A 26482-nucleotide genomic window follows, 5' to 3' on the forward strand; every position below is an offset into this window, starting at 1 on the left:
AGTACCCCGACGCCGTCGGTGAAGCACGAATGGTACAATCGGCTCAGAAAGACGCTTCCCCCGGGGTAGAGACGCTACTAGCGGCTGTCCCCCAGCCTGTCTCGGATCTGTTGCGAACTCCAATCTGTCGCCGGAAGCCTTATCATGAATTATCCATAATTCATAATCAAGATGGCGCAATCACCTCCCCAATCGGGCCAGCCACCCATTCAGCAGCTCCAGACGGTGGCCGACCTTCTCGAAACTCCCGCACTCGCCCGCATCTACGCCTACATCTTGCAGCACGGCCCCACCACTGTTTCCGAGATCGTCGACGAACTCGAGATCCCGCAGGGAACTGCCTACGACTACGTCCAGAACCTCGAAACAGCGGGATTAGTACAGAAAACTCGCGAGCAGCGCCCGTACGAATACGATGCTGAGTCAATCGCCCTCACGCTTTCGGCCGACGGCGAGACCCAAACAATCACGCCAGCACTTATCGCCGCTGTTGCCCGCCGCGAGAAGGACACAGACATCGATGTCTACATTGAGCGCCATGGCCTCGACGGCCTTGCTGTCGCGCTTGAATATGCCTACGAGTACGTCGACGGGACGGTCAACCATCGAATCACAGCCCGAGAACTTGACCTTTCTCCGCTTGAAGCCGAGATTATCCTCCAAGCGCTGGAGCCAGTTGCCACCGAGTACGCCGACGCGGCTACATGACAACGGTCTATATCGCCGATACTGGCGTCTTCGTTCGGTGTGGTGGACCGGACAACAACAAATTTCAACGGCTTCGTCGAGCTCTCCGACAGGCCGATGTCTCGCTACGGATCCCACAGCGCGTGTACGAGGAACTCGGAGGCGATCCTGTTGCAGACGAATACCCCTCCGGAAACATACCCTATCCCGATGGATTCGAAGAAGGCTGGATCGTTGTTGCCGACGAGCTCGACTACGCCAATCCACTCGTCTCGACGGTAATGGACGAAACGCGTCGGTTCATCGCCAGCGAGACCGACCGCGACGAGGACAGCATCGAGAAAGCGGATACGGCACTCGTCGGGCTTGCTGCCCAACTACTCGACACTGGACGGGCCGATCACGTTGTGCTCTTAACGACCGACAAACCCGCAGGAGGAGCCGCCCAGACGCTTCTTCCGCAACATGGCTTCAGCGACCGTATCGACTTTCGGTACGTCAGCGTCGAATATCTCGAAACGATCACAGCCGACGAATTCCGGTAACACGGCAACGAGGTGAAGACCGATGATCGACGATCGGTCTTCCCAGTCTGAATACGCTCTTGACGACAGCTTCGAACGTTACCTCCAGGACAAGGGGAAAGGCCGCAGCGGCGACGGCGGGAACTATCGACGAAACGCTGCGCGTGAGCTCGAGCGGTTCGCCGAATGGGCTGCCGGCGACCGCGGTAACGATGACTGGACCGGGATCGTCTCCGACGACGCCGACCGCGACCCCACCTTCGAGGACCTCGACGGACGTGTCTTCCGGGAGTACGCCCGACATCTCGCTGGCGACCGTGGCCTCAAACAGAACACCGTCCAAACCTATTATCGCTATATCTCTGCGTGGTGTGGCTGGTGCGTCAATGAGGGGTATCTCGAAGCACACTACGCGCAGCGCGCAAGCGCGATGGCGCCGCTGCCGGCAGACGATGGCCGCAAGCCAGGCGACCAGCAGGCCTGGACGTCCGAACAGCGCCACGCCCTCACCCGCCACGTCGACGAACGGGCCCGCGACGCCGTCGAGGCGTACACGACACTCCCGGGGGATACTGACCCCATCGACAAGCAGCGAGCACGCTACGCGGCGCTGAAGGCGACTCGTGACCGGGCTTTGGTGTTCGTCCTCGCGTACACGGCCGTTCGTGTCGGGGAACTGCTCCGGGATCCGAACGACCCTCGCCGGCGTGGCGTCCGCTGGGAGGATCTGTCGCTCGACGACGGGAGTATGGACGTCTACCGGAAGAAACAGCAGTGGGACGCCGCCAGCCTTCCCGACCCGGTGATCTCGCCGCTCCGGAGCTACCGCCAGCTGATGGACCCACCGACGGACCGCTGGCCGGTCTTTCCGACGTTCGACCAACGGACGCTCGCAGGGCTCGTCGAGGAAGAGCTCGCCGACCGAGGGGAACGCCCAGAAACGATTACTGAGTGCCGAGACGAATACGCCCGCGACCTCCTGCTAGCGCTTGATGAAGGCATTCGGCCGCCGTCGATCACGACGGACGGCGCACGGTCGATTCTCCAACGGCTCTCTGAGACCGCAGAGATCGATATCGACCATCCGAAACACGATTATCTTGCTCCGCACGGTGGCCGTCGTGGGATGGGCGAGGTACTTGTCCGCGCGTTTGGGTACACGGTGGCGGCCCGGTATCTCGATAACTCCGAAGAGATGGTACGAGAGCGGTACTCTCACATCGAGGCCGGTGAACTCGGTGATGTGGCCACGGAAGCACTAGAAGAGATTGATAGTCTCACATAATCGTGGCCCCATTCTCAGTACATTTTGTTTTCAGAAAGACAGGGTGGATGGCCAACCGAGGGCTACTCGTTTTTGAGCATCTGCCGGATCATCGGAGTCAGAACCGCGGCAGCGTAACCTGCGGCACCCCATTTTGACGTCATCGAGTACGCAATATACCCAGCTATCCCTCCAATAACTGCCCGCTGGTAATTTGCAGGTTGCTCATTCGGTGCTTGTCAGTAGTGCTGTGCGAGATGCAGAGCACGAATCTCACAGTATGTTACCTCTCGGTTCCTGTTGTAGAATCACGTAGAATAGGAGGGGTGGTTTCACTGGAATCACAGTAAGAACTCCTCGCGGTGGAGGGTAGCCAGTCGTTTAGCAACTGGCGCTACGAGCGGTTATCTTGGCCCGCACTAAGAGATGGAACTTCATCTGTCCACCCTGGTTCGGCGTAGGCGTCGTCAGTCGGTGCTGTTTCAAAAAGCTGAACAACGGCATCTAGAGACCTGAGCCGTTGGCGTATCTCTTCAGCTTGGTCTGAATCGACATAGAAGTCGGTGGCTGCCTGCTGAACCAGCCCCCATTCGACGAGTTGTGCCACCGCGTTCGACACCTTCGTCGCAGAAATATCGGTGTGAGCTGCGATCTCGTCAGGCGAAAACCTCCGACCGCAGCGTGCGACGAGGAAACCCAGCGTCGTATACTCGCTGGAACCGGGGGTGACCGGAAACGAATCATCAGTCATGCTTGCGTGTCCGTTTCGTGTGTGTCTACATCAATCTCAGCCTCTCAGATTGCCTGTTGAATGATTCATTTTGGCATACCAATTCCACTCAACTGCACTCACTACCCACGCTGGCTCACCGTCATCGACACTCCCTATCGGCTCTCTGCCGCAACTGTATCGGCTCTGAGCTGGGAACGATCAATTGTCTGCTGTAAAAACTCCATAGCGTGAGAGCAGTTCGACTTGAGTTACGGGGTGATGTGGATGATTTCCGGGAGTTAGCGATCGCCTCGATGGATTCGTTTGTATCTCCCGATTTGAGTGGGGTGAACAGAGATAGCGTAGCGTCCCGACTGGGAGAGAGCTCCCATAAGACCGTCTCGATTTCCAACTAGTTTGCCGCTCGCGGCTCGGTGTAGACACACACTTGTCAGGGTCGGGTACAGCCGACCAGCCATGCGAGCGGCCATCCACACCAACTCAATGCGACCAACACACCTTGAACAGGCAGTCTTCGACCGTTGGGGCCGGCAATGCGTGGTTTGCGGTCGAACCCCAGAGGAATGGCTTGAAACTGATTCTGGAGCGCGTAACCAAGACAAACTCTCCTTCCATCACGTCAACGGCGACGATACGGACCACCGTGTCGAGAACGTGATCCCGCTGTGTCAGAGCTGTCACGTCCACATCCACAAGGTGGATGAGCCGCCCTACCGGATATGGCATCGACAGCTCCCGATCGAGCACCGTCATGCGTGGAACGAGTACCACCACGAATACTACGAGGGACCACCCCTGACTCGTGAAGAAGCAGTGAACCAGTTCGGCGACGATGGGGGCGTTCCAGTGAGTGTGAAGTATCTCGTCCACGAACGCGAGGACTTCGATCCAGATGAGTTCGAGGCACCTGATGTCGAACTGATCCCCGATGATCACACTGACGATGATTGTGACGAGTCCGCCCAAGACGATGATGGCGACGACTGTGACGACGACGGCACCGCCACGTCGTAGCGGCCGATCTTAGCGGTTATTTTTCACGGTAGAGGGTCTCTACGCCCACTAGAGTCGATTTTAGAAAACTGCTAAACTTCTTATACGGTTAGGGATAATCTCGAGCTAAGTATGCCCTGGTAGCGTGGAGAAGCCACCTGTCGCGTGCGGCAGGTGGAGGTGAGTTAAAGGTTGCAACCCATGTAGGTCGCCTAAGAAGCGATCAGGCCGTCACCGTGGTTTGGGCTCCCAGTTTCGGTTGGGAGTTGTGGTCCCGAGCTGGGGTCGGCTGCCAAAGGAATCTGGAGTACATGGTTCACTCGGAGCCACCGACTGCGCGGCTCCGAGGCGGATATCGATGGGGAAACCCCGTTGATAGTGAGCAACACTGTAGCTACCACCCCAGTTACAACAGCGTCAATGCGCTTTTTTTTCTTCTGGCTACGGGACCTGCGGTGCGGTTGCGGTGCTGTCTTCGCCTGCTTGACCCATGGTGATATGGCGGTAGTGGATGGTTGGATCGCTTTGAGATAGATCATTTGTATCTCCCAAGTGGGGTGAGGTGGGAAAGATGGGTGCGTTGGTCACTCCGGATAGCGGTGATTCTGGTGTGGTCAGCGGCCGTTCTCGCCTCAATAATATGATGGGAACGCCCACCGACAGACCGTCGTCTCGATATTTGACTATTGCCACCCGACGACCAGAAGGATCGCGATGACCGGCCGGAATCGGCGCACGCCCGAACGGACGGCCCGCGAAGCGGTTGAAATGCATCTTGTACAGGCAATCACGCGGTGTGAGTCGCCCGTCGTCCGCGCACATCTCGAGGCAGCCCGCGAGCAGTGCCAGCACCTTCCGCCGACGCCGCTCGTGGAGTGTCCTGTCTGTGGAGCGACTGGCCTCCCAGAACGGATTGCCGTCCACGACTGCCCGGCGGTCGCTCGCGACCGCTGAGGGCGTCTTTCACATCTTATACTCTCATCTCAAGCGTTCACCGGCTTTGTACAGCTCAGACAAACGTGGCCACTCCGTCTAGGTGAGTTCCACAGTACCTCATGATGAGCAGCTCTCTATCTGGATGTCGACAGTTCCTAGCGTACTGACGGCGTCATCGATCCAGCGTTTGAATTCTTGATAATCTTTTGCGCCCGCTTGGCCGGCGATCTCCTGAAGCGTTCCCTCGCTGATTTCACCGTTGAGTGGGACAGGTACAGTTCGAGTCTTACCGTCGTGATATTCTGGTGGTTCTCTACGAAGGCTCGCGTGATCTCTGTGTCCGCTGCCACTTGTGGTTCCTGTTGTGGACCAGTACTTTCACGACACCTCTCCCGGAAAATGGCGCATACGACAGCTGGAGCAACTACTCGAAGACCTCTGAATCGTCGAGAGAGCCGGACGTATTGCGCTCAGGATCGATCTCCGCCTCACGAGGCTCGGTATCCCTTGTGACGTCACATTCGCCATGGTAGCCTTCGAGTGCCTCGTCGAGATTTTCAAGCGCCTTTTGGCGGCTCTTCCCTTAGCTGATGACATCCAACCCGACGACACTCATATCCAACACTAAGCCAACAACCTCAGTAGAAATCTCCAAAGAGGCGACTGTCAACGGTGACCAATATCTAGCCGATCTGGATTGTTTCCGAGGATAGAACCGCCAGTCGGTGGATCCAGCTGTAGCCGTTGCTCAGTGGTACTGAAGAAACCTCGAAATAGTAGTGCTACTCGTCGACGTCGACGACGGCCGCCTCTTCAGGCGGCGCGATCTCGAGTTCGGCAGCACCGCGCTCGATCTCCTCGGGCGTCGTCCCCTCAGCATCGGCGAGCAGCTCGGTGAGCTCCTCGTCCGAGACCATGTCGGCGTCGGCCGGGGCTTCACGGCTCATGTCTCCTTCTACCCGGCGCGAAGGTATAAACGTGGGTGTCGGTTCGCCACCATCCGACCACGACGGTGGGCGCCCCGGCGATCGACGTTCTTCGAAGACATCGACGAAGTACTCGGCCTCGCGTTTGAGGTAATCGGCACAGCCGCGGATGACTGATCCTCGACTTCTCGGCAGCGGCGCATGCGCGAGTTGGAGGTGGACAGTCGGCTGCGAGTGGCGGGCGACATCGACGTGGAGCCCCTCGTGGTACACGTCATGCCCGAGTGTCGACGTCTCGTTGTGGTCCATCCGGGCGATTGCCGTCCACTCGATCGGGTCGGTCGCGACGCGATAGTGAAGCTGAACGAGGAAGCGCGGGATGTGTTGCTGGTGCTGGTCGAACCCGACTGTGAGCAGACAGTCACGACGGCCAGCTGGGACGTGCTTGGAGACGTCGTAGCCGGTCGGGAGCGACGGGGCACTCATTCGTCTGGTCCATCATCACCCGGTACGGTGTCGCTTTCGCTTTTGCCCTCGAGGTCGGGGCACCATCCGGGCCTCGCTAGAGTTACAATAGGTCAGTTCTCCCGCTCCCACCATTCATCGATTTCTTGCGCACCGATGTCGACGGTTGCGGTGATCCCGCACGAGCAGTGGATGCCGATGGTGCCGGGATGCGTCGTGATCGGGCCCTTCTCCTCTCCACAGCCCGGGCAGTTGACGCGGAAGATATCGCCCATACACACCGATCCGTATGCTCCGGGAAAGCCACTCTGCTCAATCTTAACCAACGATCGGTGGTAGAACTGCCGGCTGTTGGTTAAGACTGAAACCGCAGGACAGTAAGGGTGATGGGGTCAGTGTTCGAGATAGGCTCTCTAATCCCGGAATCTGACCATACCCTCACCGGAAACCCAGTATCCACCACGCTTACACCTGCGAGAAGCCGTTCTTGTCGTCCTGAATCAGGGGGTCAGACCGCCGAAGATACACTTCGATAGTGGAGTGTTTGCGGGAGACACCTCATTTCGTCTGTTTGTATAGTGTATGTCGCAATACGGAATCGCTATTTTTCGCTCTCCACAGTTTCGGAGGATAGGCTAGTTTTAGATCGAATCGCCATCAAGTCGTGGTGATTCTCAGCAGTCGGGGATCGATTTTGAATCCCTACTCTCGAACTACCGGACGAGCGTACGAAATTGCGTGGATTTTGGCGCTGCTGAATACGGTTGTCACTCTTGAGCGGCGGACCCAGCGAGAGCTCAACCGATTAGTCGTGCGGGATCAACGCCGAGGCAACGAGCTCAACACACTCACCCGCAGTCAACACGGGTGCGTAGTCCATCTCTCCGTCGACACCTGCTTTCAGCAGGAAATCGGTGAGCCGCCAGATATTGTACAAGAGGACCGCGAACACGAAGTAGAATAGGCGAACACGGTAATCTTTCGAGGAGGTCTTGGCGAGAAAGTCGCCCTTGATCGATTTGTACTCACTCTCGATCTGCCACCGGCGGCTGTAGCGCTGACAGAACGTCTCGGCTTCCTCGGGACCGACTCGGAGATTCGTCGCGAAGACGGCCGTTCCCTCTCCACTCGTCGACGGTACGTACAGGAGCCGCATTGGATGCGAGCCCGCCTCAACGTGGACAGAGGCCGATTCCCAGGTTCCTATATAACGGTGTGGCGTTTTATATGTCCAAATAATATTGTGCTTATGGGTACAAACCATACAACAGAGTCGAACAGTATTATTCAGTGGCCGTCGGAATCAGTGGGGTATGTGGCGGTTCTTTTGGCTTTCATTACGGGGATCATTCATCTCGTGGCGACGACACGGGCTATTGAGATGAGCGTTGTGCTGGCGGTCCTCTTCGTACTCAACGGACTGGGTTTCCTCGGCGGAGCAGCACTGTATTTCACCCGGTTCTGGCGACGCTCGTTTTTCCTCGCGGCTGCAGTGTACTCATTAGTGACGATTCTCGCGCTGTTCCCGTTCCAAGGTTGGGGGGTCGAAGCGTTCTACATGAACGGGGCGATTAACCCAATTGTCACCGTCACGAAAGTTGCGGAAGCTTTCCTTGTGATCGCGTCGGTTTACTTGTATAGCAGCACAAGCAATTGACATCCTCCCCGCCCTGAAGGAGAGAATCCCCGACCGCGTTGGGATAATTCTTTTTCCCGGTCTTGAATACGTAGGAGTGGTTCACTCCGAATCAACGCCTGTGGAGACTGCGCTCCCTGTGGACACCGTTGTGTCTGTAAAGCGCGCCGTGGAAACAGGAAGCCCCACCCTCAAGGAGCAAACGGCTAACACCGTGAGCGAGTAGGATGGGGTAGTTCACCGACCCACCCACCTAGCAGGTCTGTATCTAGCTTACCGTCGCAACGGTCCACGTCCGAACAGATGTCAAAAAGAACGTTGGTGCCAACGCGGTGGTATCCACGTTCAATTTTTGTATCCCTCACCCTCGATCGGACCGCTAAACACGCCATAGAGGAATTTGAAGTACCACAGTACAAGGAGAAGCGCCGGAAATCCGAGAATCGTCACGAGATTCAGCGCTAACGGTGAGACAACCGCTTCTCGAACCGTCAAGCCAGTTGGCGGATAGATATTCGGATACAGCAGGAGCGCGACCAGCAGGCTCAACAGCGCAGGAAGCCCGAGTGCGCTCACCAGCCAAGCACGGTACTCGCCGCGCAGGGCAAGAACACTTCCCCCTCCTCCCGCAACAACCGACAAGACGACAATCGCACCTACGGGAAGTGAAAGAACTGTTTCGGCAGCACCTCCGGCATCAGTTACGACAACAGTTGTCAGCAGAGCTATAACTCCGATCAAGTACGCCAGCGTCGCAATGATTCCGTACGTGCGCAGGTCGGACGCTAGCCGTGGTCTGGTTTTAGCTGTCAGAAAGGCTGCCCCGGTGGCGACCGAGACGGTCACCAGGCCGACACCAGTCAGCAGTGCCGGCAGCGATAGTGTCGGCGCGTCAAAGATCCACCGACCAGCGAGAGTACCGAACAGCAGCGGCGCGAGAAAGCTCCCTCCGATAAAGGAGAAATCCCAGTACCGCTTCCAGCGCTCGTCGTCGCGCTGTTCGCGCATTTCTGGGCCGAGCCCGCGGAACAGCAGCGCGAGCACGAACCCAATCGCGAGCAGGTAGTGGTCCGCCAAGACTCGTGAGTACACCGGCGGGAACGCCGCTAGCAGCATCGTTCCGAAGGCGACAACCCATACCTCGTTTGCGTCCCAAACCGGACCGAACGCCGTCAAGAATGTCTCCTTCTCGTGTTCGTTGTTGCGAGTCGCGTACAGCATCCCGATTCCGAAGTCGAACCCGTCGAGGATTATGTACATCGCCAGCGCAAACATGACGGCACCGAACCAGATCTCGGGGAGCGCGTCGACAAGATACGCGTCGACGAGCAACACCAGCTCAGTCATCGTCGCTCACCTTCGGGACCGGACCGTACCAGCGATCGTCGTCCGATGCCCTCACTCCGAGCTCACTGAGCTCGTCTTCGACCAGCCACCGCAGCACATGAAGGGCTACCAAGATCAATCCGATATAGATAACGACGAAGCCGACGAGCGTCAGAGTCGCTTCGGTTCCGCTCAATGTCGAGGAAACGGCCTCACTAGTTCTGAGTTCGCCCTGAATGACCCACGGTTGTCGGCCGATCTCGGTGACGTACCACCCCGTGAGAAGCGCCGCGTAGCCGAGCGGCGACGCAGCGATCATCGTCTTCAGGAATCGACTGCTCTCCGAGAGGCGTCCGTTGTAGATGAGATACCCGCCCCATAGTGCCAGCCCGATGAACAGGAATCCGAGTCCGACCATGAACCGGAACGACCAGAACACTATCGCTACGGGCGGGTTCTCCTCATACTCGTTTAATCCAAGCACTTCGGCGTCAAAGTCACCACCGGTAGCGAGGAACGACCCGACCCCCGGAAGACTCACAGTAAAGAGGTTCTCGGCTTTCGGATCGGTGATTGCGTCAATGCTCTTTGGGAACGCGAGCAGGTGTAAGTCCGCCGTGCCGGTATCGTAGTGAGCTTCCATGGCTGCGAACTTCTGTGGCTGTGTATCTGCGACGTGACGCCCATACGCGTCACCATGGACTGCCTGCAGAGGAGCGGTGACGAGCAGGATGATAACCGCGAGTTTCAACGCAGTGTTCCACGCAGCGGCATCGCGCTTCTTCCAGACGATGTACGCCGAGACCCCGGCGACCAGCAGCGCGACAGAAATAACCGACGCATTGACCATGTGTACATACATCCACGGCATCCGGGGCGTGAAGAACGCAGCCAGCGGGTCGGTTAGCTTTGCGACCTCCATACCGTTACGCGTGATCATCTCGAAGCCCTGTGGAGTCTGCATCCAAGCGTTGACGATCAGGATCCAGAAGGCCGACAGCCAAGCCCCGACTCCCACCAGTACCGACGAGAGAATGTAGGTCCGATCGCTGACGCGTTCCTGACCGAACAGCAATACCCCGAGGAAAACAGCCTCAAGGAAGAACGCCATCTTCGCTTCGAATGCGAGCGGCCCACCGATCAGCTCTCCAGCCACCTCGGCGAACTGCGGGAAGTTCGTCCCGAACTGGAAGCTCATCGGGATGCCAGTGACCGTTCCCATGACGAATCCGGCGGCGAACACCTTTACCCAGAATGATCGCAGCCGTGTGAACCGCTCGTCGTCGGTCCGAACGTCCTTCCAAGTGAAGTAGACGATGAACGGCGCTAACCCGACCGAGAGCGAGGCGAAAATTATGTGAACGCTGATCGTCCAGCCGAACTGCGCACGGCTCGCAAGCTCCGGCGAGAGCTGTAGCGCCCATCCCTGAATCAAGACGTCGGGAAGCACCGTCGAGAACATAGGTATATTTGATCACGGAAATAAAAGAGAAGTTGTATAATTCCCCCGTTCGAGGACTGTACTACGGTGGTTTATATCCACAGAGCCGTAGCTTCTGTAGTCAATACGAGACGGTCACGGGTAGCGCCGGAGGCGGAGCTCAGAACACCGTTTCATATCCTCGATGCTGGGGCTTTTCAGCAATCGTGATATCTACCGCTCGTAGCCAGCACCGTTCACAGTGTTCGCTCGACAAATTCCGACACGATACGATCCTCTGCGGTTCGTAGTCGATATTGAACCGTAGAACGGGGTTCATCAAGTATCGACGCAAGATCGGAGACAGAAACTTGTCTCGGCCGTTCGTAGTAGCCGTGCTTGACCGCCGCCTTCAGCACTTCCCAGTGTTCTGGCGAGAAGTCCGTTGCGAGGCGTTCGGTCGCCTTCCAGTCGCTGCCAGTAGTGATATGCGACACCGAAAGCGACACGCCCTCCCGAAGCTGTGCTTCCAGTGTATCGTAGATGTCTCCAATAGGAGAATTACCAGGAAAGAGAATGCGCCACCGGTACTCGTCACCGACTCGGCGGGATTCGAATATGGTTCCTGTCTGAATATGATCGAGTACGATATGCGGAAGTGAATGACAGCTGTCAATTTCCCGGCGAAGTGTGTAGATAGTTCGGCTGGTCTCTTGCCGATCTAGGACGCAATATGACCGGTCCGTATCACAATCTACGACGTCGAAACACTCGTTACAGCGGGTTTCGTTAAGAAACACCTCATCGAACGCGTCCAGCGCTTCGCTCGTCCCCTTCGCGTAGTCGAGCCGCCACATATAGCTGTCATTCACGAAGATCGCGGACGACCACAACGAGAGGCTCTCGTATTGTCGGAACACATCCATCAACTCATCGGCTCCTGACTCGAACTGGAGGACAAACTCAAACTCACGTGTCTCTTGGGCGGGTTCAGGCTCACCGTTCATTCATCTATTGCTAAATAGTAGATATACAAAAGAATTGTTTTTACTGCTGTTTCATTCTTTTAACATCAAATTTCATCTATTGCCAAAGCAATTCTGATTACTGTTACCGGGGTATGTAGAGATGCGATGGCAAACGAGAAAGAACACGGCAGCGGTTCCGTGGAACCGGGCGACACGAGCAAGCGAGTCGGCGCCGAGGTCATTCGCGAACGAGGCGTCGACCCCGAGGAGCTCCGAGAGAAGCTGATCGACGCGATCGGCGCGGAGTTCACGACCTACTATTACTACACGAACCTCCGGATGCACCTCGCCGGGGAGGAGGACTACAAGGAGATCACCGAGGACGCCCGTCTCGAAGACCGGGCCCACTTCGAGCTCGTCGTCCCCCGGGTGTACGAACTCGAGGGGTCGCTGCCGAACGACATCAGGGACTTCGCCGACCGGGCCTCCTGTCCCGACGCCGAGGTACCGACACCGATGGACGACAGCGGCGGCTTCGACACCGAGGACCTCGCGGTGGAAGACATCCTCGAGGTACTGCTCGAAGCGGAACGGTGTGCGATTCGCACTTGGAGCGAGATCTGTGATATGACCCGTGGGGCCGATCCGCGAACCTACGACATGGCCCAGCGGATCCTCAACGAGGAGATGGACCACGAGGCCTGGTTCATCGAGCTGCTGAGCAAGGAGCGCGACGACGAGATCAACCCGGCCGGGCACTTCGCGCGCGGCGAACCGGGCGACGCGCCATACACGAAGAACAACCCGTTCAACGACTCCGCCTGAGCGAGTAACAACGGCCTCCACTCTCCCCCTCATTTATGACACAGTCGTCGGACGATACGTGGACCGTCACGATCGTCGTTCCCGAGGAGTCGTCGCTGGACGAAGCCGGCGAAACACACGAATTTGCGGTCAGTGAGAACGAGACGATTCTGGCGGCCGCGCGTTCGGCGGGTGTGTGGCTCACAGCTGACTGTCAACAAGGTTGGTGTATCACCTGTGCTGCTCGTTTGGTTGACGGCGACGTTGTCCATCCAAACGCGCGTCGGTACGATACTGAAGACCGGGAGGCAGGCTACGTACTCATCTGTACTGCGAAGCCGCGGGCGGACTCGACACTTGTTGTTGAGCAGTACGATGAGTTCCTCGAATTTCGAGCAGCCAATAACAAACCCCCAGGAAACTCGAAGCTAAGTGACTAACATGTCCGAAAACATAACCCGAAAAGAACGAGATAGTTCGTTAACAACTCCGTACAGTGTTCGAAATCGCGGTTTACAACTGGTATGTTTCGATGGTCAAGTGCCTAGCAAAGAGACAGTGTTAGATCAGGGTGTCCGAACACAGACACTCAAGGCGCTTGAACGCGTTCGCACTGTCGCTGCTGAAGCTGGCGTCAGTCGTCAGGAACTAATGCGAACCACAGTATACCTGACTGACATGAGCCAATTAGAGGCAGTTACGCAGGCGTACGACGAATTCTTTGAGGGTCAACGGCCGTCACGGACCTTCGTTGGCGTCGAGCAGTTGCCGAACGATGCTACAGTTCAAATTGAGGCTACTGGTGTATGTAAATGAGGTCCTATTACAACTAAACGGCTCTGTTGAAATCCTCAGCAGGTGATATGTTTTTGCAGCTGTGCTGAATATAGAGCGCATACCGGTCACGTAGCCCTGTCTGTATCAGCGTAACATATAGAGCGGTTTCTTCGTACTGTATGGCTGCGCGCTCTGTTTCGTAATGAGCAGTTCTCGGATAATCGCCCCGAATGGCGGTCTCGTCCCAGTCGCCAAGATAGACACATTTTTGATGAACAATTCGAAATATCGTGCTATGGCAGCCCGTAACAACCGAGGTAAAAGTGGGAGCCCTGCCACGTTACCTGATGTGGTACCATTCGACTTGTCTCATCTAACCCGGCAGAGTTGGGAGTTGGGCAACTCCACCGTTCAGGACGAACAAGCAGCGATTCTTGGTAAATGGACTCATCAGAATAATCAGTGGCGGCTGTCGATTTTCGAGATTACCAGTGAAACAGCCATTATCTGTATCCGGACTCCTGTCGGTCGAGAACGATTTTACGGGGCGATTCAATCGGAACTCAAACCAGCTATTCAAAAACTCGAAGTGAATCCATCTTGGCAGCAAGTTCGGTAAGCACGCGTGTTTTAGGTATACAAGCACATTCTATCGGCTGATTCTGGAATCTTTTGAGAAAATACGCAGTTCTTGTGCTGACTACACGCTCTGTATCTCGCACACCAATCCTATCAGCTCCTTAGGATTTCAACAGAGCCTGAAAAATAGAAAGCGAAGCTAGAGTGAGTATATTATTCCACATATTTGAGTAGAAAATAGAAGGCACGCATCAAACACATCCTCCGAGGTTATGACTTCTCAAGGCCGAGCTCTTCCTCGATAGACGACTCTCCCAGCGCTGCCCGAACTGCCGCCGGGTAGAACTCCTCGTTCTTCGGCATGTCCTCGCCGTGTTGTCGTCGCCACTTGACGTTCAGTTCCGAGTAGCGTAGTTGTAGGTCGTCAACAAGCGTCTCTGGGAGGTACATGTTCACGTTCTTTCGCTCTCGGACAGTCCCGCTGCTCTCTCTGTTCTTCTCGCTCTCTGCGTTCATTTTGCTCTTTGACATCTTTGTGGTTTCTGGTCTCTTTGAGGTCTTTGAGTCCTTTGATGTATTTGCTGTGTTTGATGTCTCTTCTGTCTCTGAGGTCGACAGGTCGTCTTCGGGGACGGCATCGTCATGATTGTCGTCATCGTGGTCGTAGCGGTCGTCCCAAGGGTTCCGATCGCGCTTCTCATCACTGTCAGTCATCAGCATAGTCCTCCAAGTGCTCAGCGACATCGAGGTACACCTCTTCCATGTCGCAGTCCTCCTCGTGTTCGAAGATGGAGACGCCGGCGTTCCACGCCCGTTGTAGCGCGACGCGCTTTCTGATCTCAAAGACCTCACAGTTCTCTCTGTCCTCAAAGATGTCTTTGAACCACTCCATCATCTCCTCGGCCTCGCCGTCGACGCCGACCTCGTTCGCGACGAGTCCAACCTCGTCGACATCGCCGAATGCGGACTCGATCGACCGCAACTGCTTGAACAGGAGCTCGATTGCGCGGATGCTCGTCGACTTCGCCTGCGCGGGGATCAGGACGTTCCCCGTCGCGACGATTGCGTTGTCGGTGAGCACACCGAGGTTCGGGGGACAGTCAACGAGGATGTAGTCCCAGCGCTGATCGGCGTCGCTCTCGTTGAAAAGCATGTCAAGGCGCTCCTCACGCTTCATCACGTTCGCGAGCTCATCCTCGGCGTTGATCATCCGCTCGTGACTGGGAACGACGTCGACCTCTTGGTGCTCGACGGCTAGCTGCTCGAGGTCGCCCATCCGGTCGAGATCAGGGAGGACGTCGAACAGCGAGTCACGATCTGGATCGTCGTACAGATCCTCGAAGCCGAGCCCCTCAGTGGCATGTCCCTGTGGGTCGAGGTCGATGACAAGAACATCATGGCCGCGCTGGTTTAGTGCGCCGGCGACGTTCAGTGTCGTGGTTGTCTTCCCGGCACCGCCTTTCTGGTTGGTAACTCCGAGTCTCATACGTGTCTTTGTCCTCAAAGAGAGCAAAGATATCGGAGAGGCATAAGAGTGCGTCAGACACTCATAGAATGTTGGGGGTCACAGACAAGTCAGATCTTCGAACGGGTACCTACGCGGAACCGTCGCGGAACCGTTCGATCGGGATATCAGAGACATCGTCATAATCGTCGTCACCGCCAACTAAGAGCGTCGCGTCGACATGTTCAGCCGTTGCCAGCGCGAACGAGTCGCCAAGCGCAGGATTATACTTAAGCGTATACTCCGAGGCGTCCGTCCAAGTATCGCCGACATCTACCGTTTTGATACCGAGATCAGTCAGCCAGTCGAGATACTCGTCGGCTGTGTCGCGGTCGTACTTTCGGGCGATTGTGTACCGGATCTCAGCGAGATTCACGTAGCTGGCGTAGCCGACGGTGTCCTCGACTGCGACCGCGTCGAGATACTCTTCTACAACCTCGCTGCCTGGTTCATCGTCGGCGTGTGCAATCAGTGGCTCGGCGTCGAAGACAACGCGGTCAGGAGCCGACATTACTCTTCAGTTGAGAACTGCGAGTCACGTTCTTTCCGGTCCTGGTCGCGTTTCTCTTTGAGGATCTCGGACGCAGGCTTGTCCGTACTCGCTTCGCTACGGGCGGCAAAGCCGCGCATCTCGCTCGGTGAGCGGACCTGTTCAACGATCACCTCTCCATCTTCGGTTTCCCGGAACAACACCTTCCCAGGCGCTTCGATCCCGAGCTTCTCGCGGAACCGTTTTGGGATGGTCGCCTGGCCGTGCTTAGTGACGGCGACAATCTCTTTTTCAGAGTTATTTGACTGTTCTGTCTTGTTCATAGTTCATAATTATATCTCGATCATAATTAAATGTTCTTCTTATTGACAAACAGTTGTTGCTCCTCTATCGGGTGTTTAGGTCGAGTTCGAAGTGTGGTTCGGCTTTTGAGGGACGCGAAATACTAGAGTCAAACAGTCCTCGAACGCAGCGGTTCGATTACCCGTCGTGGTCAATATATTCGGCTTCCCATTCAGTCCGAGCTTCGATCTCTCTAGTGCCCCGGCGAGTAGTGCTGTACTCGTTGGTCCGTCGGTCCCGCTGACTTTTTTCGATGAGTCCCTTCTCAACGAGCGTGTCGAGGTTGGGATAGAGCCGACCATGATGGATTTCCTTTTCGTAGTAGTCCTCAAGCTCGTCTTTGATCGCGAGTCCGTGGGGGTCATCAAGTCCGGCAACTACGTACAGCAGATCGCGCTGAAAGCCAGTGAGATCGTACATGTCGCAATTTACTCATTCGAGTTTTGAAATACTATTGATCTGGTGACTGCGTGTTATAGAATACGTTTCACACCCTATACAGTGATTTTGACTGCTTCATCTCACGCTTGAGTCGGAGAAGTACCGTATTCTCGTCTCGATAGTCGGTAGCTATCGTGGGGGGGATGCTACAGCGAAGACCGAATCTCGGTGGAGAGTGTTTTCAGGTTTGCTGTCGCGAGCTCGTCGGTTGCGATAAGCCGAAGTCGGGGGCGACCGATGTCTAGTGGGACTTTTTCAGTCTCGATGAGGCCAGCATCTTCGAGTGCTGATTTGGCCCGTGAGAAGGTTGCTTTCGAAGCGATACCTGTATCCTCTCCCCATTTCGAGATGTCGTAGAGGAGGACCTCGTTGCGGGCTGCGAGGATAAGCATGATCTCGACGATACTGAGGTATTCGTTGCTGTTGGAAATTTCTTCAGCGTGTGCGAGGACTTCGTCGAGCTCGGCTGCGATATCGTCGCCGATCTCTTCTCGGAGCGTCTGTTTCACTACTGAGAGGGCAGGTGTCCGGAGGTGATACTGCTCGGCAGCCTCGAATCTGGAGTCGAACTCACCGTAGACTGATGAGACCAGCTCGGGATCTGAACTCGAGATACTGTGCTTGTCCATCACAGGGACTACAGTCTCAGATTCGGTTGTGAAGATGGTATTCTGGACTGGCTCTCTAAGTGTTCGGAGGCTAAGTTGATCTCGGCGGATCAGTTCGGCGATTTTTGATGCTGTGAGGAAACTGTAGAAGGCGTCTTTGATTTCACCTGTGTCTGCGAGCAGCCGGACCTTGGATTGGTCCTCAACCGTTACTGCTTCCTCTGCGAAGGCTGCGATTTGTTCAGAGCGGGGATTGATATACAGTGCTGGCTCGTCTTGTTCGGAAATCATCTGTGTGAAAATATGTTGTTTGACCATGTTCTGTAATTTCATCGATATGTACTTAATAGATATGGTATCTGAGGATTGGACTAGTTTGCCGGTTGCGGGATAGAGCTGACTATCCGTTTCGAGTACGCTCATAGGAAGCAGATTGTTGGTCGCAGTAGTGGCCCCCGATCTGGGGTAGTAGAATCCGGTATTCGCCTACCGATTAGTCCGATCTAACTCTCAAACTGCCCCTCAGGCATCTATTCTACACGTTTTTTAGTAGCTTCTACTTGCTAAGCCTACTATACGACTCGACGACTACCGCAAACGAGACGGGAAGCGGGTCTGGCCCAGCCAGAGTGACGAGAACGATGAGGTCGCAGCGCTCATCGACGAGGCGAAGTCTCCCGAGCAGGAGATCGCGTTCCGACTTGGCGTTCAGGCCGGGATCCGTCGCGAAGAGATCGCCAGCGTCACCAGCAACGACTTTACGCACGCCCCCGACGGCTTCCTCGGCGTGTGGAACGACTACGCGAAGCGCGGGAAATATCGGGAGACGCCGATCCCGAAAGAACTCGCCAGTTCCGTTCGAACACTCTCGTACGAGTGCGATCCCGACGAGCCAGTCGTTGGCGTTGAGCCGAACTCGATCTATCGCTGGGTGAAGCGAGCTGGCGAGCGACGCTACGCGGCAACCAGTGACGAGGGATGGACCTACCTCGACGTCCACGACCTCCGGCGGACGTGGGGCGGGCATCTCTTGTGGGACTGCGGCGTCCTCCCCGCCGTGGTAATGAGTTTCAGTGGGTGGGAGGACTGGGAGACGTTCCGGAACCACTACCTCGGAGAAATGAGTCCGGCAGCTGCCGAGCGAGAGCGGAAGAAGATCTCGTATGTCACGGGCGATGTCGAGTCCGACCCGGGTGCGGATCCGGTTTTCGAGCCGACGGTTCAGTCGCGTTCTCTATACTGATCTATAGGCCTAATCGTAGGCCAATTTGTAGATGGCTCTTGTCCAACCTAGCGAAACAACTATTCGATATGTGATATAGGCTGCTACTGACTGCTGAATATAGAGATTGGATACAGCGACTCGACTCTATTAATTCCGAGTAGGATACCGTGAACCAGCCGTGAGAACGAGCCTGCGAATTGACCGGTAGATTCAACCTCTTGAGTAAGGAATTCTTACAGACGATGGCTTCCGACCAACCTGAAGTAACCACGGTAACCTCGAAGGGACAGATCACAATCCCGAGTAAACTCAGAGATCAATTCGGACTCGAACAGGGAACGAAGCTCATGGTTGTCCCGACGGAGTACGGTCTCGTGTTGAAGAAAGTCGACCTCCCGTCGATCGAAGAGTTTCAACGGCGTGTCGAGAATCGAGCAGACGCGAGCGACATGTCTCTTGATGAGGTCACTCGACTCGTCCACGAGGCGCGAAGCAGCGACGAATGAGGGCGGTGTTGGATACGAACGTTCTCATCTCGGGTGTTATCGCAACGGGCGTGCCACACAAACTGCTGGTCAAGGGGTTCGAACGCGAGTACCAGGTCGTCGTTTCGGTGGAAACGCTCACCGAGTTCCGTGAAACGCTGCTCAAGTATCCGGAGCGCTTTCAGATGAGCGAACACGAGGTACAACAAGAAGTCGAACTGATCCGATACTATTCAGAGTTTGTCGATCCCCAAGAGGATATTACGGCAGTCGAGCGGACCCCGACGACGACAAATTCCTCGAAGCGGCCGTCGCCGGTGGCGTCGACTACGTTGTCTCCGGCGACGGACATCTGCTCGGCCTCGACTCGTTCCGTGGGATCGATATCGTCGAACCGAGGACATTCTATGATCGACTCGACGTGTCGTGAATAGTGACTATGTCAGCTACTCACCGCTGCCACTTCTTGATCGGCTGATCGAAGGCGCCCAGAAGATCCACAAGGAACGGCTGATCTTACGAGCGACACTCACCACCGCTACACAACTCAGATGTGGGTATTAATTGAAGATGGATATAGGATCAGTCGATCACATCGACAGGCGCGTAATCTCATCTGATGGCAGTAAGTCAGATTGAACTGACCGTGGAGTGTCCTCGGAGCGCTGGTGAGTGTGATCTTCGAGATGGACCGTCGCTGTCGGCGGCGCGCTGCCGCCGACGCGACAGTGTTGTCACTCGCGACCGAGATATGATTCCTCTGGAGTGGGAAGTATATGAAGGGAGCCACGCCTACTCGGGCGACCTCCCATGATAGTGCGTCCTTGCCAGTAGGCCAATCAGAGCCATTCGTTCGAAGACGCTGTTGAGTCATCGGCCTTTAACCGCCCCAGAGCCTCTTTACACACTCTAGGGACTTAGCAGGCTTTCATGCCATCAGAGCAGTGACGACGCGCTCTACCAGTATGCCGTGATGCCGACGCTCATCTTCATCTCCCGGCTCTCGATGGTCGTCCTCCTCGCACAGGAGGGCGGCCAAGAGCGGCTGTGAGAGGCGGGAGAGACTCGGCGCGCCGACCGCGTCGGCGCACGACGGACCGATCGCTTTCGCTCGTCAGCCGTTCTGAAGCAAATGTACAAGATCGGGGTTGCGGGACCGACGGCGAAACCCGGTTCAGTCGGCGGTCGACGTCTGCTGTTGCCGCGTCACGCGGAGCGACGTGACCGTCGTGTAGAGGACCGCGGCCGCGACGACGACCGCCGCGCCGATGACGAGCACCAGTCCGAGCAGCTCGAGCGTCGCGTTGCCGAGGTACGAGCCAACCTCGCCGATACCCACGGCGACGGAGCCGACCAGCAGCATTCCGCCGAAGTACACCTTGATCTCGTCGGCGTCGACGACGGCGGTCGCCGCGGAGCCGACGCGCGCGCCGAGCGCGCTCCCGAACAGCAGCGGGGCGACGATACCGAGGTTCACGCCGCCGCCCTGTCCGTAGAGGTAGCTCCCGAGCCCGCCGGAGAAGACGATCTCGAAGAGGTCCGTCCCGACCGCGACGGGCACCGGGACGCCGATCGCGTAGATCATCGCGGGCATCCGGATGAAGCCGCCGCCGACGCCGAGGAACCCGGACAGGACGCCGGTCGCGAAGGCGACGGCCGTGATGACCCACGCGGAGACGCGGACGTCGCCGCGGAGCGTCACCATCGGCGGGATCCGGACCGTCTGCTGGATCTTCTTCGCGATCTCGGGGATCTCGTACTCGTCGAGGTCCTTGTCGGTCGCCTCGTGGTCAACGCCGCCCCCGCCGTCGCCCTTCAGGGCGTCGCGGGTGACCATCGCGCCGACGCCGCCGAGCAGGACGACGTAGGCGACGCTGATGACGCCGCCGGCGAGCCCCATCGATTCGAGGTAGTAGACGCTGGCGCGCCCGGCCTCAATGCCGATGGTCGTCCCGGTGATCATGATCACGCCGAGCTTGTAGTCGACCTGCCCGAGGTCGTGGTGTTTCAGCGTCGCGATGACGGCCGTCCCGAAGACGAACGCCATCCCGCTGCCGACCGCGACGGGCGCCGGGTAGTCGAGCATTAGCAGTGCGGGGGTGACGAGGAACGACCCGCCCATGCCGAAGAACCCGAACAGGACCCCGACGACGAGGCCGAACCCGGCGAACAGGGCGAGCATCTCGGGGCTCGTCCCTAGGAAGCCGGGCCCGCTGAGAAGGCTACCGAGCACTCGCGTTACCCCCGACGATGAGGTCCATTAGGTACGGCCCGACGAGCCGTTCGAGGCCACCGTAGCCCACGTACAGCACGAACGCTTCGAGGAGGATCGCGCCGATAAGCAGGGCGGTCTCCGGGTCCCAGCTGGGTATCTCTAGTCCAGCCATTGACTCATCCTCCGACTTCCGAACGCGGAAATTCGATTCTGGCACATTTCTCTTCACCCTCTCCTACCTGCTTCGTGCCTATAACGGTTTTGGGCTGATCGTACAATACTATATTCCGGTAACCCCGGTCGGAGTATCGATAACTTACGGAGAGGTTTCCGCATCCGGTGGGCCCCGCGCGTCGTCTGCGCTGCGGTCGCCGCACGTCTTCGGCCGCACGCCTTTCGGGCCGAGCGCAACCGTGTTGTCGCCGCCCGCCCAAGGCGTCGACATGCGGGCCCTGTGCGCGAACGACCTGTTGGCCGCCAGCGAGGCGGCCATCGAGAACGAGACGTGTCTGGACTGTCTAGGCCGCATCGGCGTTCGGACGATCCACCTCGTCACGGTCGTCTCGGCGAACGTCCACCCCGGGATGCCCGGCGTCGACTTCGAGGAGCGCCGCCGACGGGGGCTCGACAGGTACCGTGCGGTGATCGAGGCCGCGGGGTTCGCCGTCGAGACGCACGTCGTTCGCGGGACAGAGTCCGCTGGAGAACCGGGTCGTCGGCTCGACCACGCGTAACCTCGCCCGGACCACCGTCGTCCCGCTTTTAGTCAACCGCGTCGAGCGGGCGGTCAACGACCCGACGGTCCGTCGCGAGCACCTCTCCCGGAGCGTCCTCTTCGCGACCGACTTCTCCGAGCACGCCGCCCGCGCGTTCGAAGCCTTTTGCTACCTCCGTCACGCGACCGAGGAGGCGACGCTCGTCCACGCCCGATCGCCGAAAGACGTGGGGGCCGACGACGGCGTCGGCCCGGCGGGGCGGTTGGCCGAGCGGGCGAGCACGCTGGAAGGCTGGGGAATCGAGACGCGGACCGAACTCCGCCGCGGCGACCCCGCCGAGGAGATCCTCGCCGTCGAGGCCGAGGCAACCCCGTCGACGGTCCTCGTCGGGTCGAAGGGTCGGAGCCGAATCCGGCGGCTCCTGCTGGGCAGCGTCTCGGAGGAGATCGTTGCGCGCGCGACGGGCAACGTCTTCCTCGTGCCGCCGCCCCGGACTGTTTAAAAAGTCGACGCCGCAGCGTGCGATGTTTATAACTCGACCGTGGCAGTCGCGTACGCGAGCGCGAATGAGAATGCGAACGAGCCCGCCCACGCCCCCACCGTTGTGAGGATCTTTTCCGCGTCCACGGCCTCCCGACCGCCGACGGCGGCGCCGCTCCCGATGATCGCGCTCACGACAATCTCGTTGAACGAAACCGGCACGCCGAGCAGCACCGTCAGTTGCGCGATCAGAAACGACGGGACGAGTGCCGAGATCGAGCGCTGCGGCCCGAGCGACGAGTAGTCCTGCGAGAGCGACTTGATCATCCGGGCCGCGTCGGTCCACGAGCCGACGAGCATCTCAAACCCCCGCCGACGAAGACGGGGTCGTCGACATCATCCCTACCCCGTCAAGCAGCGGGAGCAGCGGGCTGACCGCGAGCGCGACCTGACTCCCGCCCGCGAGGAACGCGACGAGCGACCCGAGAGCAGCACACGCCGTAGGCTGCCGGACTCGTCACGCCTCATGTCCCACCAGACGACGGTCGCGACGGCCAGCGCCGCGAGGCCGGTGATCGTGGACCGCCGACGCGAGCCTCTCGATCGAGAGGCTCCGCTGTCCGAGCCCGCGGAGGGTCCCTGGCGCGGGCCCGTCGCCGAGGAAGCTGAACCGGACGTTCACGAGGACGGCGCCGACGAGCCCGACAAGGACCGGGACGCTGTACCGCTCGGCGACCCCGGGCCGCGGGAAGACCGAGGCGATTCCGAACGCGATGCCGCCGACGAACGGCACCAACAGCCAGACGGCGCTGATCTCTACGTACTTCGCCCAGACCGGCGTCCCGCCGAGCGCGAGCCTGACGCCGATCACCGCGCCGGTCACAGTGAACGCGGTCGCGAACGGGACCCCGGTGACGATGCCGACCGCCATCGGCCCGGCGCCCAACACGAGCACGAGGATGACGCCGGTGAGCAGGCTGATCCCGCCGGCGAGGCCGCTCCCGACGGCCTCTGAGACGTTGCCGCCCTGCGTGACAGCGCCGGCGAAGCCAAAGACGCCGACGAGCAGCGCGGCCCGCATCGTCGCGACCGCGTTCGCGCCGACGGCCGGGGTGAACGGAGTCGCGCCGCTCAACCCGGCGCCGATCACCCACGTCATGAACAGGCTGGCGAGCGCCGCGCCGACGAAGAGGGCGACGAGAGCGGGGTCCATCGCGTCGGGGCCTCAGTCCGCGCCCGCCGCGGCGGCCTCGGGGGCTCGACTGCGGCTCCGCCAGTACCCCTGCGCGTACGCGCCGAGGAACATGCCGCCGAGCGCCCACAGGATCGTGACGTTGCCGACCCCGAGGCTGGCGTACGCGGCGCCCGGGCAGATCCCCGAGAGCCCCCAGCCGACGCCGAACACCGCGCCGCCGACGAGGACGTTCCGGTCGAACGGTTTCAGCCGGCGCTCGTACGGGCTCCCCGTGAGGGGCGCGGTGTCACGGATCCGCGGCAGCAGCGCGAACGCGACGCCGGAGACGATCGCGGCCCCGAACATCACGAACGGGAGGCCGAGGTCCTCGAACAGGAGGAAGTTCACCACGACCTCCGGCCGCGCCATGTGGCTGAACCCGAGCCCGAACCCGAAGATCAGCCCGCCGACGAACACCAGCGGCTTGAAAAAGGGATGTCGGTCAGCCATCTACGGGCTCACCCCCAACGCGGCGACGACCTGTGCGGTCCCGATCGCTACGGTCAGGAACGTCGCGACGCCGGCCAGCGACGTCTTCGACGCCGAGCCGACGCCGCAGACGCCGTGTCCGGACGTACACCCCTTCCCGACGCGGGTCCCGATGCCGACCAGGATCCCGCCGAGGAACAGCCGCCACGGCTGGACGTCCGTCGTCCACAGCGTCACGCCGGCGACTTCGTAGAGCTGACCGGTCGTTCCGGGCTCGTACAGCGAGGTCGTGACGACGCCCGACTGGACCGTCGCGGCGAACGCCAGTGCGCCCAGGATGATGCCGGCCGTGAACACGACCCGCCAGTCCCGCGAGCCGACGTACCGCTGGAATCGCGACTGGTCGGAGACGTACGACAGCGTCGACTCCAGGAACGTGCTCGCTCCCGCCGGGATGCCCGTGCCGACGTAGATCACGACGGTCCCGAGCCCGACGAGCAGCCCGCCGACGGCGTACCGGCTGATCCCGTTGGGGAACAGCTCGGCGACCGCCTGAAGCAGTACTGGGTCAGCAACCATCGGCGTCGTCAGTCACCCGCGAGCGAGTCCTGACTGGCCGCGCAGTTGTTCGGGCCGAGCTCGAGGGTGAACGCCTCGTCGTCGTCGACGGCGTTCTGACCGAGATTCGTCGCGATGATCTCCTCGTAGTTGGCCGGGCGCGGCGGCATGTCCGAGAGGATCAGCTCGACGAAGTCGTCCTCCTCCATGGTGAGCGCGTCCATCTCCTCGACGAGCTCGCCGATCGGCGCCGTGTAGGTGCCGTCGTCGGCCGGGACGGCCGCGTCGCTGAAGTGCGCGCCGCCGATCAGGGTGTCGTCGGGCAGCGTCAGCACACGCTCCTGAAGCGACTCGTACAGCATGCGCGCGGCGTCGGGGGCGCCGTCGTCGCCCTCTTCGAGGTCGGGACGGGCGACGCTCTCGATGAACAGCCCGTCGCCGGTCGCGAGGAGGCTCTCGTCGACGAGGTAGGAGGTCATCCCGGTCGTGTGGCCGGGCGTGTGGACGGTCTCGATCGCCGCGTCGCCGACTTCGAAGGCGTCGCCGTCCTCGGCCGTGGTCAGCTCGTCGGCGTAGGTGACGCCGCGGTCGACGGCGGCGTCGGGGATGACGCCCTCCACGCCCTCGGCGTTGAGGTCGCGCACGCCCGAGATGTGGTCGGCGTGGACGTGCGTGTCGATGGCGTACGTCAGGTCGACGCCGAGGTCGTCGGCGTCGTCGAGGTAGCGGTCGGTGAACGCCCGGAGCGGGTCAATGATCGCGGCCTCGCCGTCGTCGTAGAGGAGGTAGCCGAGACAGCCCGACGAGGGGCGCTGGTACTGGAGGAGCGTGCCGGCGCCGTCGTAGCGGTCGACCTCGACGGCCTCGTAGATGCTCGCCCAGCCGTTCATCCCGTCTTCGAGGTGGTCGACGTCGTAGCCGCGCTCCGCGAGCGTGCCCGCGACGTACTCGCTGGCGCCGCCCTTTGCACAAAGGACGGTCACCTCGCGGTTGTCGGGGATCCGGTCGATGACGTCGTCATCGATGTCGTCTTCGAGGAACTCGAAGTACGGCACGTTGATCGACGTGACGTTCTCGCCGTCGACGCGCCACTCCTCGTAGTCGGATGTCATGCGCGTGTCGAGGATCGTGACGTCCTCGCCGGCGTCGATTCGGTCTTTGAGCGATTCCGGGTCGACGGAGTCGACATCGACATCCGGAGTCGGAAAGTCATCGGCGTTCATGTTTCGCGGTCGTTTCTATCGGACCGACGCACAAAAGGATTGCCATAGTATTTCCAATTTTAAACAATACTATCGCCCGCAGGATTCGCGTGTACACGAGCGATTCTGCTCCTAGTGGTTTCATAAACCGTCTAAACCGGTTTTACTTTATACAATAGTTAGCAGTATTCCCAAGAACCGACACAGTTTTACTTTACCAGGGAATATTGTGCGATAGCTCCAATACAGACATCGGGGCAGATACACAATGAGTGCCGAATTCGACATCGCGGAGACGCTCGACGTGAAGGGCGCATCGTGTCCCATGCCAGTGGTGAAGACGAAGTCTGCCATCGACGACCTCGCCGCGGGCGAGGTCCTCGAGGTGGTGGCGACGGACCCCGGTAGCATGAGCGACATCGACGGCTGGGCCGACGGCACCGAGGGCGTCGAGCTCGTCGACCAGACGGAGGGCGACGACGTATACAACCACTACGTCCGCAAGACGGAGTAAC

General features: G+C 58.9%; 31 protein-coding genes and 5 pseudogenes. 15 read left to right on the forward strand and 21 right to left on the reverse strand.

What is annotated here, in order from left to right; genetic code table 11:
* Positions 1–171: 171 nt before the first annotated feature.
* From ACOZ35_RS06510 to ACOZ35_RS06520, 3 genes are read left to right on the forward strand one after another with little or no spacing between them, the layout of a single operon-like run.
* Complete coding sequence (locus tag ACOZ35_RS06510) at positions 172–708, forward strand: helix-turn-helix domain-containing protein (RefSeq protein ID WP_424015617.1); 537 nt, start codon at positions 172–174, stop codon at positions 706–708.
* Positions 705–1232, forward strand: a complete 528-nt coding sequence (locus ACOZ35_RS06515) for a hypothetical protein (protein ID WP_424015618.1) — start codon at positions 705–707, stop codon at positions 1230–1232. The genes ACOZ35_RS06510 and ACOZ35_RS06515 overlap by 4 nt, the downstream gene beginning before the upstream one ends.
* A 22-nt stretch (positions 1233–1254) precedes the next feature.
* Entirely contained in the window at positions 1255–2496 is a 1242-nt protein-coding gene (locus ACOZ35_RS06520) for a phage integrase SAM-like domain-containing protein (RefSeq protein WP_424015619.1), read from the forward strand.
* Between the two features lie 373 nt (positions 2497–2869).
* Here the strand turns inward: ACOZ35_RS06520 and ACOZ35_RS06525 are convergent, their stop codons facing one another.
* Positions 2870–3226 carry a MarR family transcriptional regulator gene (locus ACOZ35_RS06525; RefSeq protein WP_424015620.1) on the reverse strand — a complete coding sequence of 119 codons (357 nt, stop codon included), beginning with the start codon at positions 3224–3226 and terminating at the stop codon, positions 2870–2872.
* Between the two features lie 438 nt (positions 3227–3664).
* Between ACOZ35_RS06525 and ACOZ35_RS06530 the strand changes: the two genes are divergently transcribed.
* A complete protein-coding gene (locus tag ACOZ35_RS06530; protein ID WP_424015621.1) occupies positions 3665–4222 on the forward strand; it encodes an HNH endonuclease in 558 nt (185 codons plus the stop codon).
* A 1339-nt stretch (positions 4223–5561) separates the two neighbouring features.
* Here the strand turns inward: ACOZ35_RS06530 and ACOZ35_RS06535 are convergent.
* From ACOZ35_RS06535 to ACOZ35_RS06550, 4 genes and pseudogenes are all read right to left on the reverse strand, one after another.
* Positions 5562–5708, reverse strand: a pseudogene (locus tag ACOZ35_RS06535) (type II toxin-antitoxin system HicB family antitoxin); the annotation flags it as partial.
* Between the two features lie 211 nt (positions 5709–5919).
* Entirely contained in the window at positions 5920–6549 is a 630-nt protein-coding gene (locus ACOZ35_RS06540) for a DUF7718 family protein (protein WP_424015622.1), read from the reverse strand.
* Positions 6550–6641: 92 nt separating this feature from the next.
* A complete protein-coding gene (locus tag ACOZ35_RS06545; RefSeq protein ID WP_424015623.1) occupies positions 6642–6803 on the reverse strand; it encodes a hypothetical protein in 162 nt (53 codons plus the stop codon).
* Between the two features lie 530 nt (positions 6804–7333).
* Positions 7334–7723, reverse strand: a pseudogene (locus tag ACOZ35_RS06550) (transposase); the annotation flags it as partial.
* 54 nt (positions 7724–7777) lie between these two features.
* Between ACOZ35_RS06550 and ACOZ35_RS06555 the strand changes: the two are divergent.
* Positions 7778–8185 carry a DUF7475 family protein gene (locus tag ACOZ35_RS06555; RefSeq protein ID WP_049908314.1) on the forward strand — a complete coding sequence of 136 codons (408 nt, stop codon included), beginning with the start codon at positions 7778–7780 and terminating at the stop codon, positions 8183–8185.
* 46 nt (positions 8186–8231) lie between these two features.
* A pseudogene (locus ACOZ35_RS06560) lies at positions 8232–8390 on the forward strand (RNA-guided endonuclease TnpB family protein); the annotation flags it as partial.
* 119 nt (positions 8391–8509) lie between these two features.
* On the opposite strand, the gene ACOZ35_RS06565 reads toward ACOZ35_RS06560, so the two are convergent.
* The 3 genes from ACOZ35_RS06565 to ACOZ35_RS06575 form a co-directional block, all read right to left on the reverse strand.
* A complete protein-coding gene (locus ACOZ35_RS06565) occupies positions 8510–9511 on the reverse strand; it encodes a cytochrome d ubiquinol oxidase subunit II (protein ID WP_007344270.1) in 1002 nt (333 codons plus the stop codon).
* Positions 9504–10952, reverse strand: a complete 1449-nt coding sequence (locus ACOZ35_RS06570) for a cytochrome ubiquinol oxidase subunit I (protein ID WP_007344271.1) — start codon at positions 10950–10952, stop codon at positions 9504–9506. The genes ACOZ35_RS06565 and ACOZ35_RS06570 overlap by 8 nt, the downstream gene beginning before the upstream one ends.
* Positions 10953–11167: 215 nt before the next feature.
* Positions 11168–11917, reverse strand: a complete 750-nt coding sequence (locus tag ACOZ35_RS06575; protein ID WP_007344272.1) for a helix-turn-helix domain-containing protein — start codon at positions 11915–11917, stop codon at positions 11168–11170.
* Positions 11918–12043: 126 nt separating this feature from the next.
* On the opposite strand from ACOZ35_RS06575, the gene dps reads away from it, so the two are divergent.
* The 4 genes from dps to ACOZ35_RS06595 all read left to right on the forward strand — a co-directional run bounded on the left by dps (position 12044) and on the right by ACOZ35_RS06595 (position 14078).
* Positions 12044–12703: a DNA protection during starvation protein gene (gene dps, locus ACOZ35_RS06580; protein ID WP_007344273.1), complete on the forward strand. Its 660-nt coding sequence runs from the start codon at positions 12044–12046 to the stop codon at positions 12701–12703.
* 35 nt (positions 12704–12738) lie between these two features.
* Complete coding sequence (locus ACOZ35_RS06585; protein WP_007344274.1) at positions 12739–13122, forward strand: 2Fe-2S iron-sulfur cluster-binding protein; 384 nt, start codon at positions 12739–12741, stop codon at positions 13120–13122.
* Between the two features lies 1 nt (position 13123).
* Positions 13124–13498 (forward strand): RidA family protein, encoded by a 375-nt coding sequence (locus ACOZ35_RS06590; protein WP_424015624.1) that lies wholly within the window; start codon positions 13124–13126, stop codon positions 13496–13498.
* Between the two features lie 256 nt (positions 13499–13754).
* A complete protein-coding gene (locus ACOZ35_RS06595) occupies positions 13755–14078 on the forward strand; it encodes a hypothetical protein (protein WP_082222577.1) in 324 nt (107 codons plus the stop codon).
* A gap of 230 nt (positions 14079–14308) precedes the next feature.
* Here ACOZ35_RS06595 and ACOZ35_RS06600 read toward each other — a convergent pair whose 3' ends face one another.
* From ACOZ35_RS06600 to ACOZ35_RS06630, 7 genes are all read right to left on the reverse strand, one after another.
* Positions 14309–14752 carry a hypothetical protein gene (locus ACOZ35_RS06600; protein ID WP_424015625.1) on the reverse strand — a complete coding sequence of 148 codons (444 nt, stop codon included), beginning with the start codon at positions 14750–14752 and terminating at the stop codon, positions 14309–14311.
* Positions 14745–15524 (reverse strand): ParA family protein, encoded by a 780-nt coding sequence (locus ACOZ35_RS06605; protein WP_209486724.1) that lies wholly within the window; start codon positions 15522–15524, stop codon positions 14745–14747. The genes ACOZ35_RS06600 and ACOZ35_RS06605 overlap by 8 nt, the downstream gene beginning before the upstream one ends.
* 109 nt (positions 15525–15633) lie before the next feature.
* Positions 15634–16053, reverse strand: coding sequence for a PIN domain-containing protein (locus ACOZ35_RS06610; RefSeq protein WP_424015626.1), 420 nt, complete (start codon positions 16051–16053; stop codon positions 15634–15636).
* Positions 16053–16355: an AbrB/MazE/SpoVT family DNA-binding domain-containing protein gene (locus tag ACOZ35_RS06615; protein WP_424015627.1), complete on the reverse strand. Its 303-nt coding sequence runs from the start codon at positions 16353–16355 to the stop codon at positions 16053–16055. The genes ACOZ35_RS06610 and ACOZ35_RS06615 overlap by 1 nt, the downstream gene beginning before the upstream one ends.
* A gap of 157 nt (positions 16356–16512) precedes the next feature.
* Positions 16513–16794 (reverse strand): helix-turn-helix transcriptional regulator, encoded by a 282-nt coding sequence (locus tag ACOZ35_RS06620; protein WP_007344317.1) that lies wholly within the window; start codon positions 16792–16794, stop codon positions 16513–16515.
* 167 nt (positions 16795–16961) lie between these two features.
* Positions 16962–17741 (reverse strand): transcriptional regulator TbsP domain-containing protein, encoded by a 780-nt coding sequence (locus ACOZ35_RS06625; RefSeq protein WP_424015628.1) that lies wholly within the window; start codon positions 17739–17741, stop codon positions 16962–16964.
* Between the two features lie 238 nt (positions 17742–17979).
* Entirely contained in the window at positions 17980–18189 is a 210-nt protein-coding gene (locus ACOZ35_RS06630; protein WP_267664953.1) for a hypothetical protein, read from the reverse strand.
* Between ACOZ35_RS06630 and ACOZ35_RS06635 the strand changes: the two genes are divergently transcribed.
* The 3 genes from ACOZ35_RS06635 (at position 18112) to ACOZ35_RS06645 (ending at position 19567) form a co-directional block, all read left to right on the forward strand.
* Positions 18112–18666 (forward strand): site-specific integrase, encoded by a 555-nt coding sequence (locus ACOZ35_RS06635; protein WP_267664990.1) that lies wholly within the window; start codon positions 18112–18114, stop codon positions 18664–18666. The genes ACOZ35_RS06630 and ACOZ35_RS06635 overlap by 78 nt on opposite strands.
* A gap of 224 nt (positions 18667–18890) precedes the next feature.
* Positions 18891–19154, forward strand: coding sequence for an AbrB/MazE/SpoVT family DNA-binding domain-containing protein (locus ACOZ35_RS06640; protein ID WP_267664952.1), 264 nt, complete (start codon positions 18891–18893; stop codon positions 19152–19154).
* 50 nt (positions 19155–19204) lie between these two features.
* Positions 19205–19567: a hypothetical protein gene (locus ACOZ35_RS06645; RefSeq protein WP_424015629.1), complete on the forward strand. Its 363-nt coding sequence runs from the start codon at positions 19205–19207 to the stop codon at positions 19565–19567.
* A 740-nt stretch (positions 19568–20307) separates the two neighbouring features.
* Here the strand turns inward: ACOZ35_RS06645 and ACOZ35_RS06650 are convergent.
* Together ACOZ35_RS06650 and ACOZ35_RS06655 are read right to left on the reverse strand one after the other, a co-directional pair.
* The gene (locus tag ACOZ35_RS06650) at positions 20308–21366 is read right to left on the reverse strand and encodes a sulfite exporter TauE/SafE family protein (RefSeq protein ID WP_424015630.1); all 1059 of its coding nucleotides are present in this window, start codon (positions 21364–21366) and stop codon (positions 20308–20310) included.
* Complete coding sequence (locus ACOZ35_RS06655; RefSeq protein ID WP_267664948.1) at positions 21356–21520, reverse strand: DUF7512 family protein; 165 nt, start codon at positions 21518–21520, stop codon at positions 21356–21358. Before ACOZ35_RS06655 ends, ACOZ35_RS06650 begins: the two co-directional genes overlap by 11 nt.
* 271 nt (positions 21521–21791) lie before the next feature.
* Between ACOZ35_RS06655 and ACOZ35_RS06660 the strand changes: the two are divergent.
* Positions 21792–22566 (forward strand): annotated as a pseudogene (locus ACOZ35_RS06660) (universal stress protein).
* A 26-nt stretch (positions 22567–22592) separates the two neighbouring features.
* Here the strand turns inward: ACOZ35_RS06660 and ACOZ35_RS06665 are convergent.
* The 4 genes and pseudogenes from ACOZ35_RS06665 to ACOZ35_RS06680 all read right to left on the reverse strand — a co-directional run bounded on the left by ACOZ35_RS06665 (position 22593) and on the right by ACOZ35_RS06680 (position 25988).
* Positions 22593–23757, reverse strand: a pseudogene (locus tag ACOZ35_RS06665) (anion permease).
* 12 nt (positions 23758–23769) lie between these two features.
* Complete coding sequence (locus ACOZ35_RS06670; protein WP_267664943.1) at positions 23770–24228, reverse strand: YeeE/YedE family protein; 459 nt, start codon at positions 24226–24228, stop codon at positions 23770–23772.
* Positions 24229–24786 carry a YeeE/YedE family protein gene (locus ACOZ35_RS06675; protein ID WP_267664942.1) on the reverse strand — a complete coding sequence of 186 codons (558 nt, stop codon included), beginning with the start codon at positions 24784–24786 and terminating at the stop codon, positions 24229–24231.
* A gap of 8 nt (positions 24787–24794) precedes the next feature.
* Complete coding sequence (locus ACOZ35_RS06680; RefSeq protein ID WP_424015631.1) at positions 24795–25988, reverse strand: MBL fold metallo-hydrolase; 1194 nt, start codon at positions 25986–25988, stop codon at positions 24795–24797.
* A 247-nt stretch (positions 25989–26235) separates the two neighbouring features.
* On the opposite strand from ACOZ35_RS06680, the gene ACOZ35_RS06685 reads away from it, so the two are divergent.
* Positions 26236–26481, forward strand: a complete 246-nt coding sequence (locus ACOZ35_RS06685) for a sulfurtransferase TusA family protein (RefSeq protein WP_026046107.1) — start codon at positions 26236–26238, stop codon at positions 26479–26481.
* The last annotated feature ends 1 nt before the right edge of the window (position 26482 follow it).

Source organism: Halorubrum xinjiangense (genome assembly GCF_049604745.1).
In the GTDB taxonomy this organism is placed as follows: domain Archaea; phylum Halobacteriota; class Halobacteria; order Halobacteriales; family Haloferacaceae; genus Halorubrum; species Halorubrum xinjiangense_A.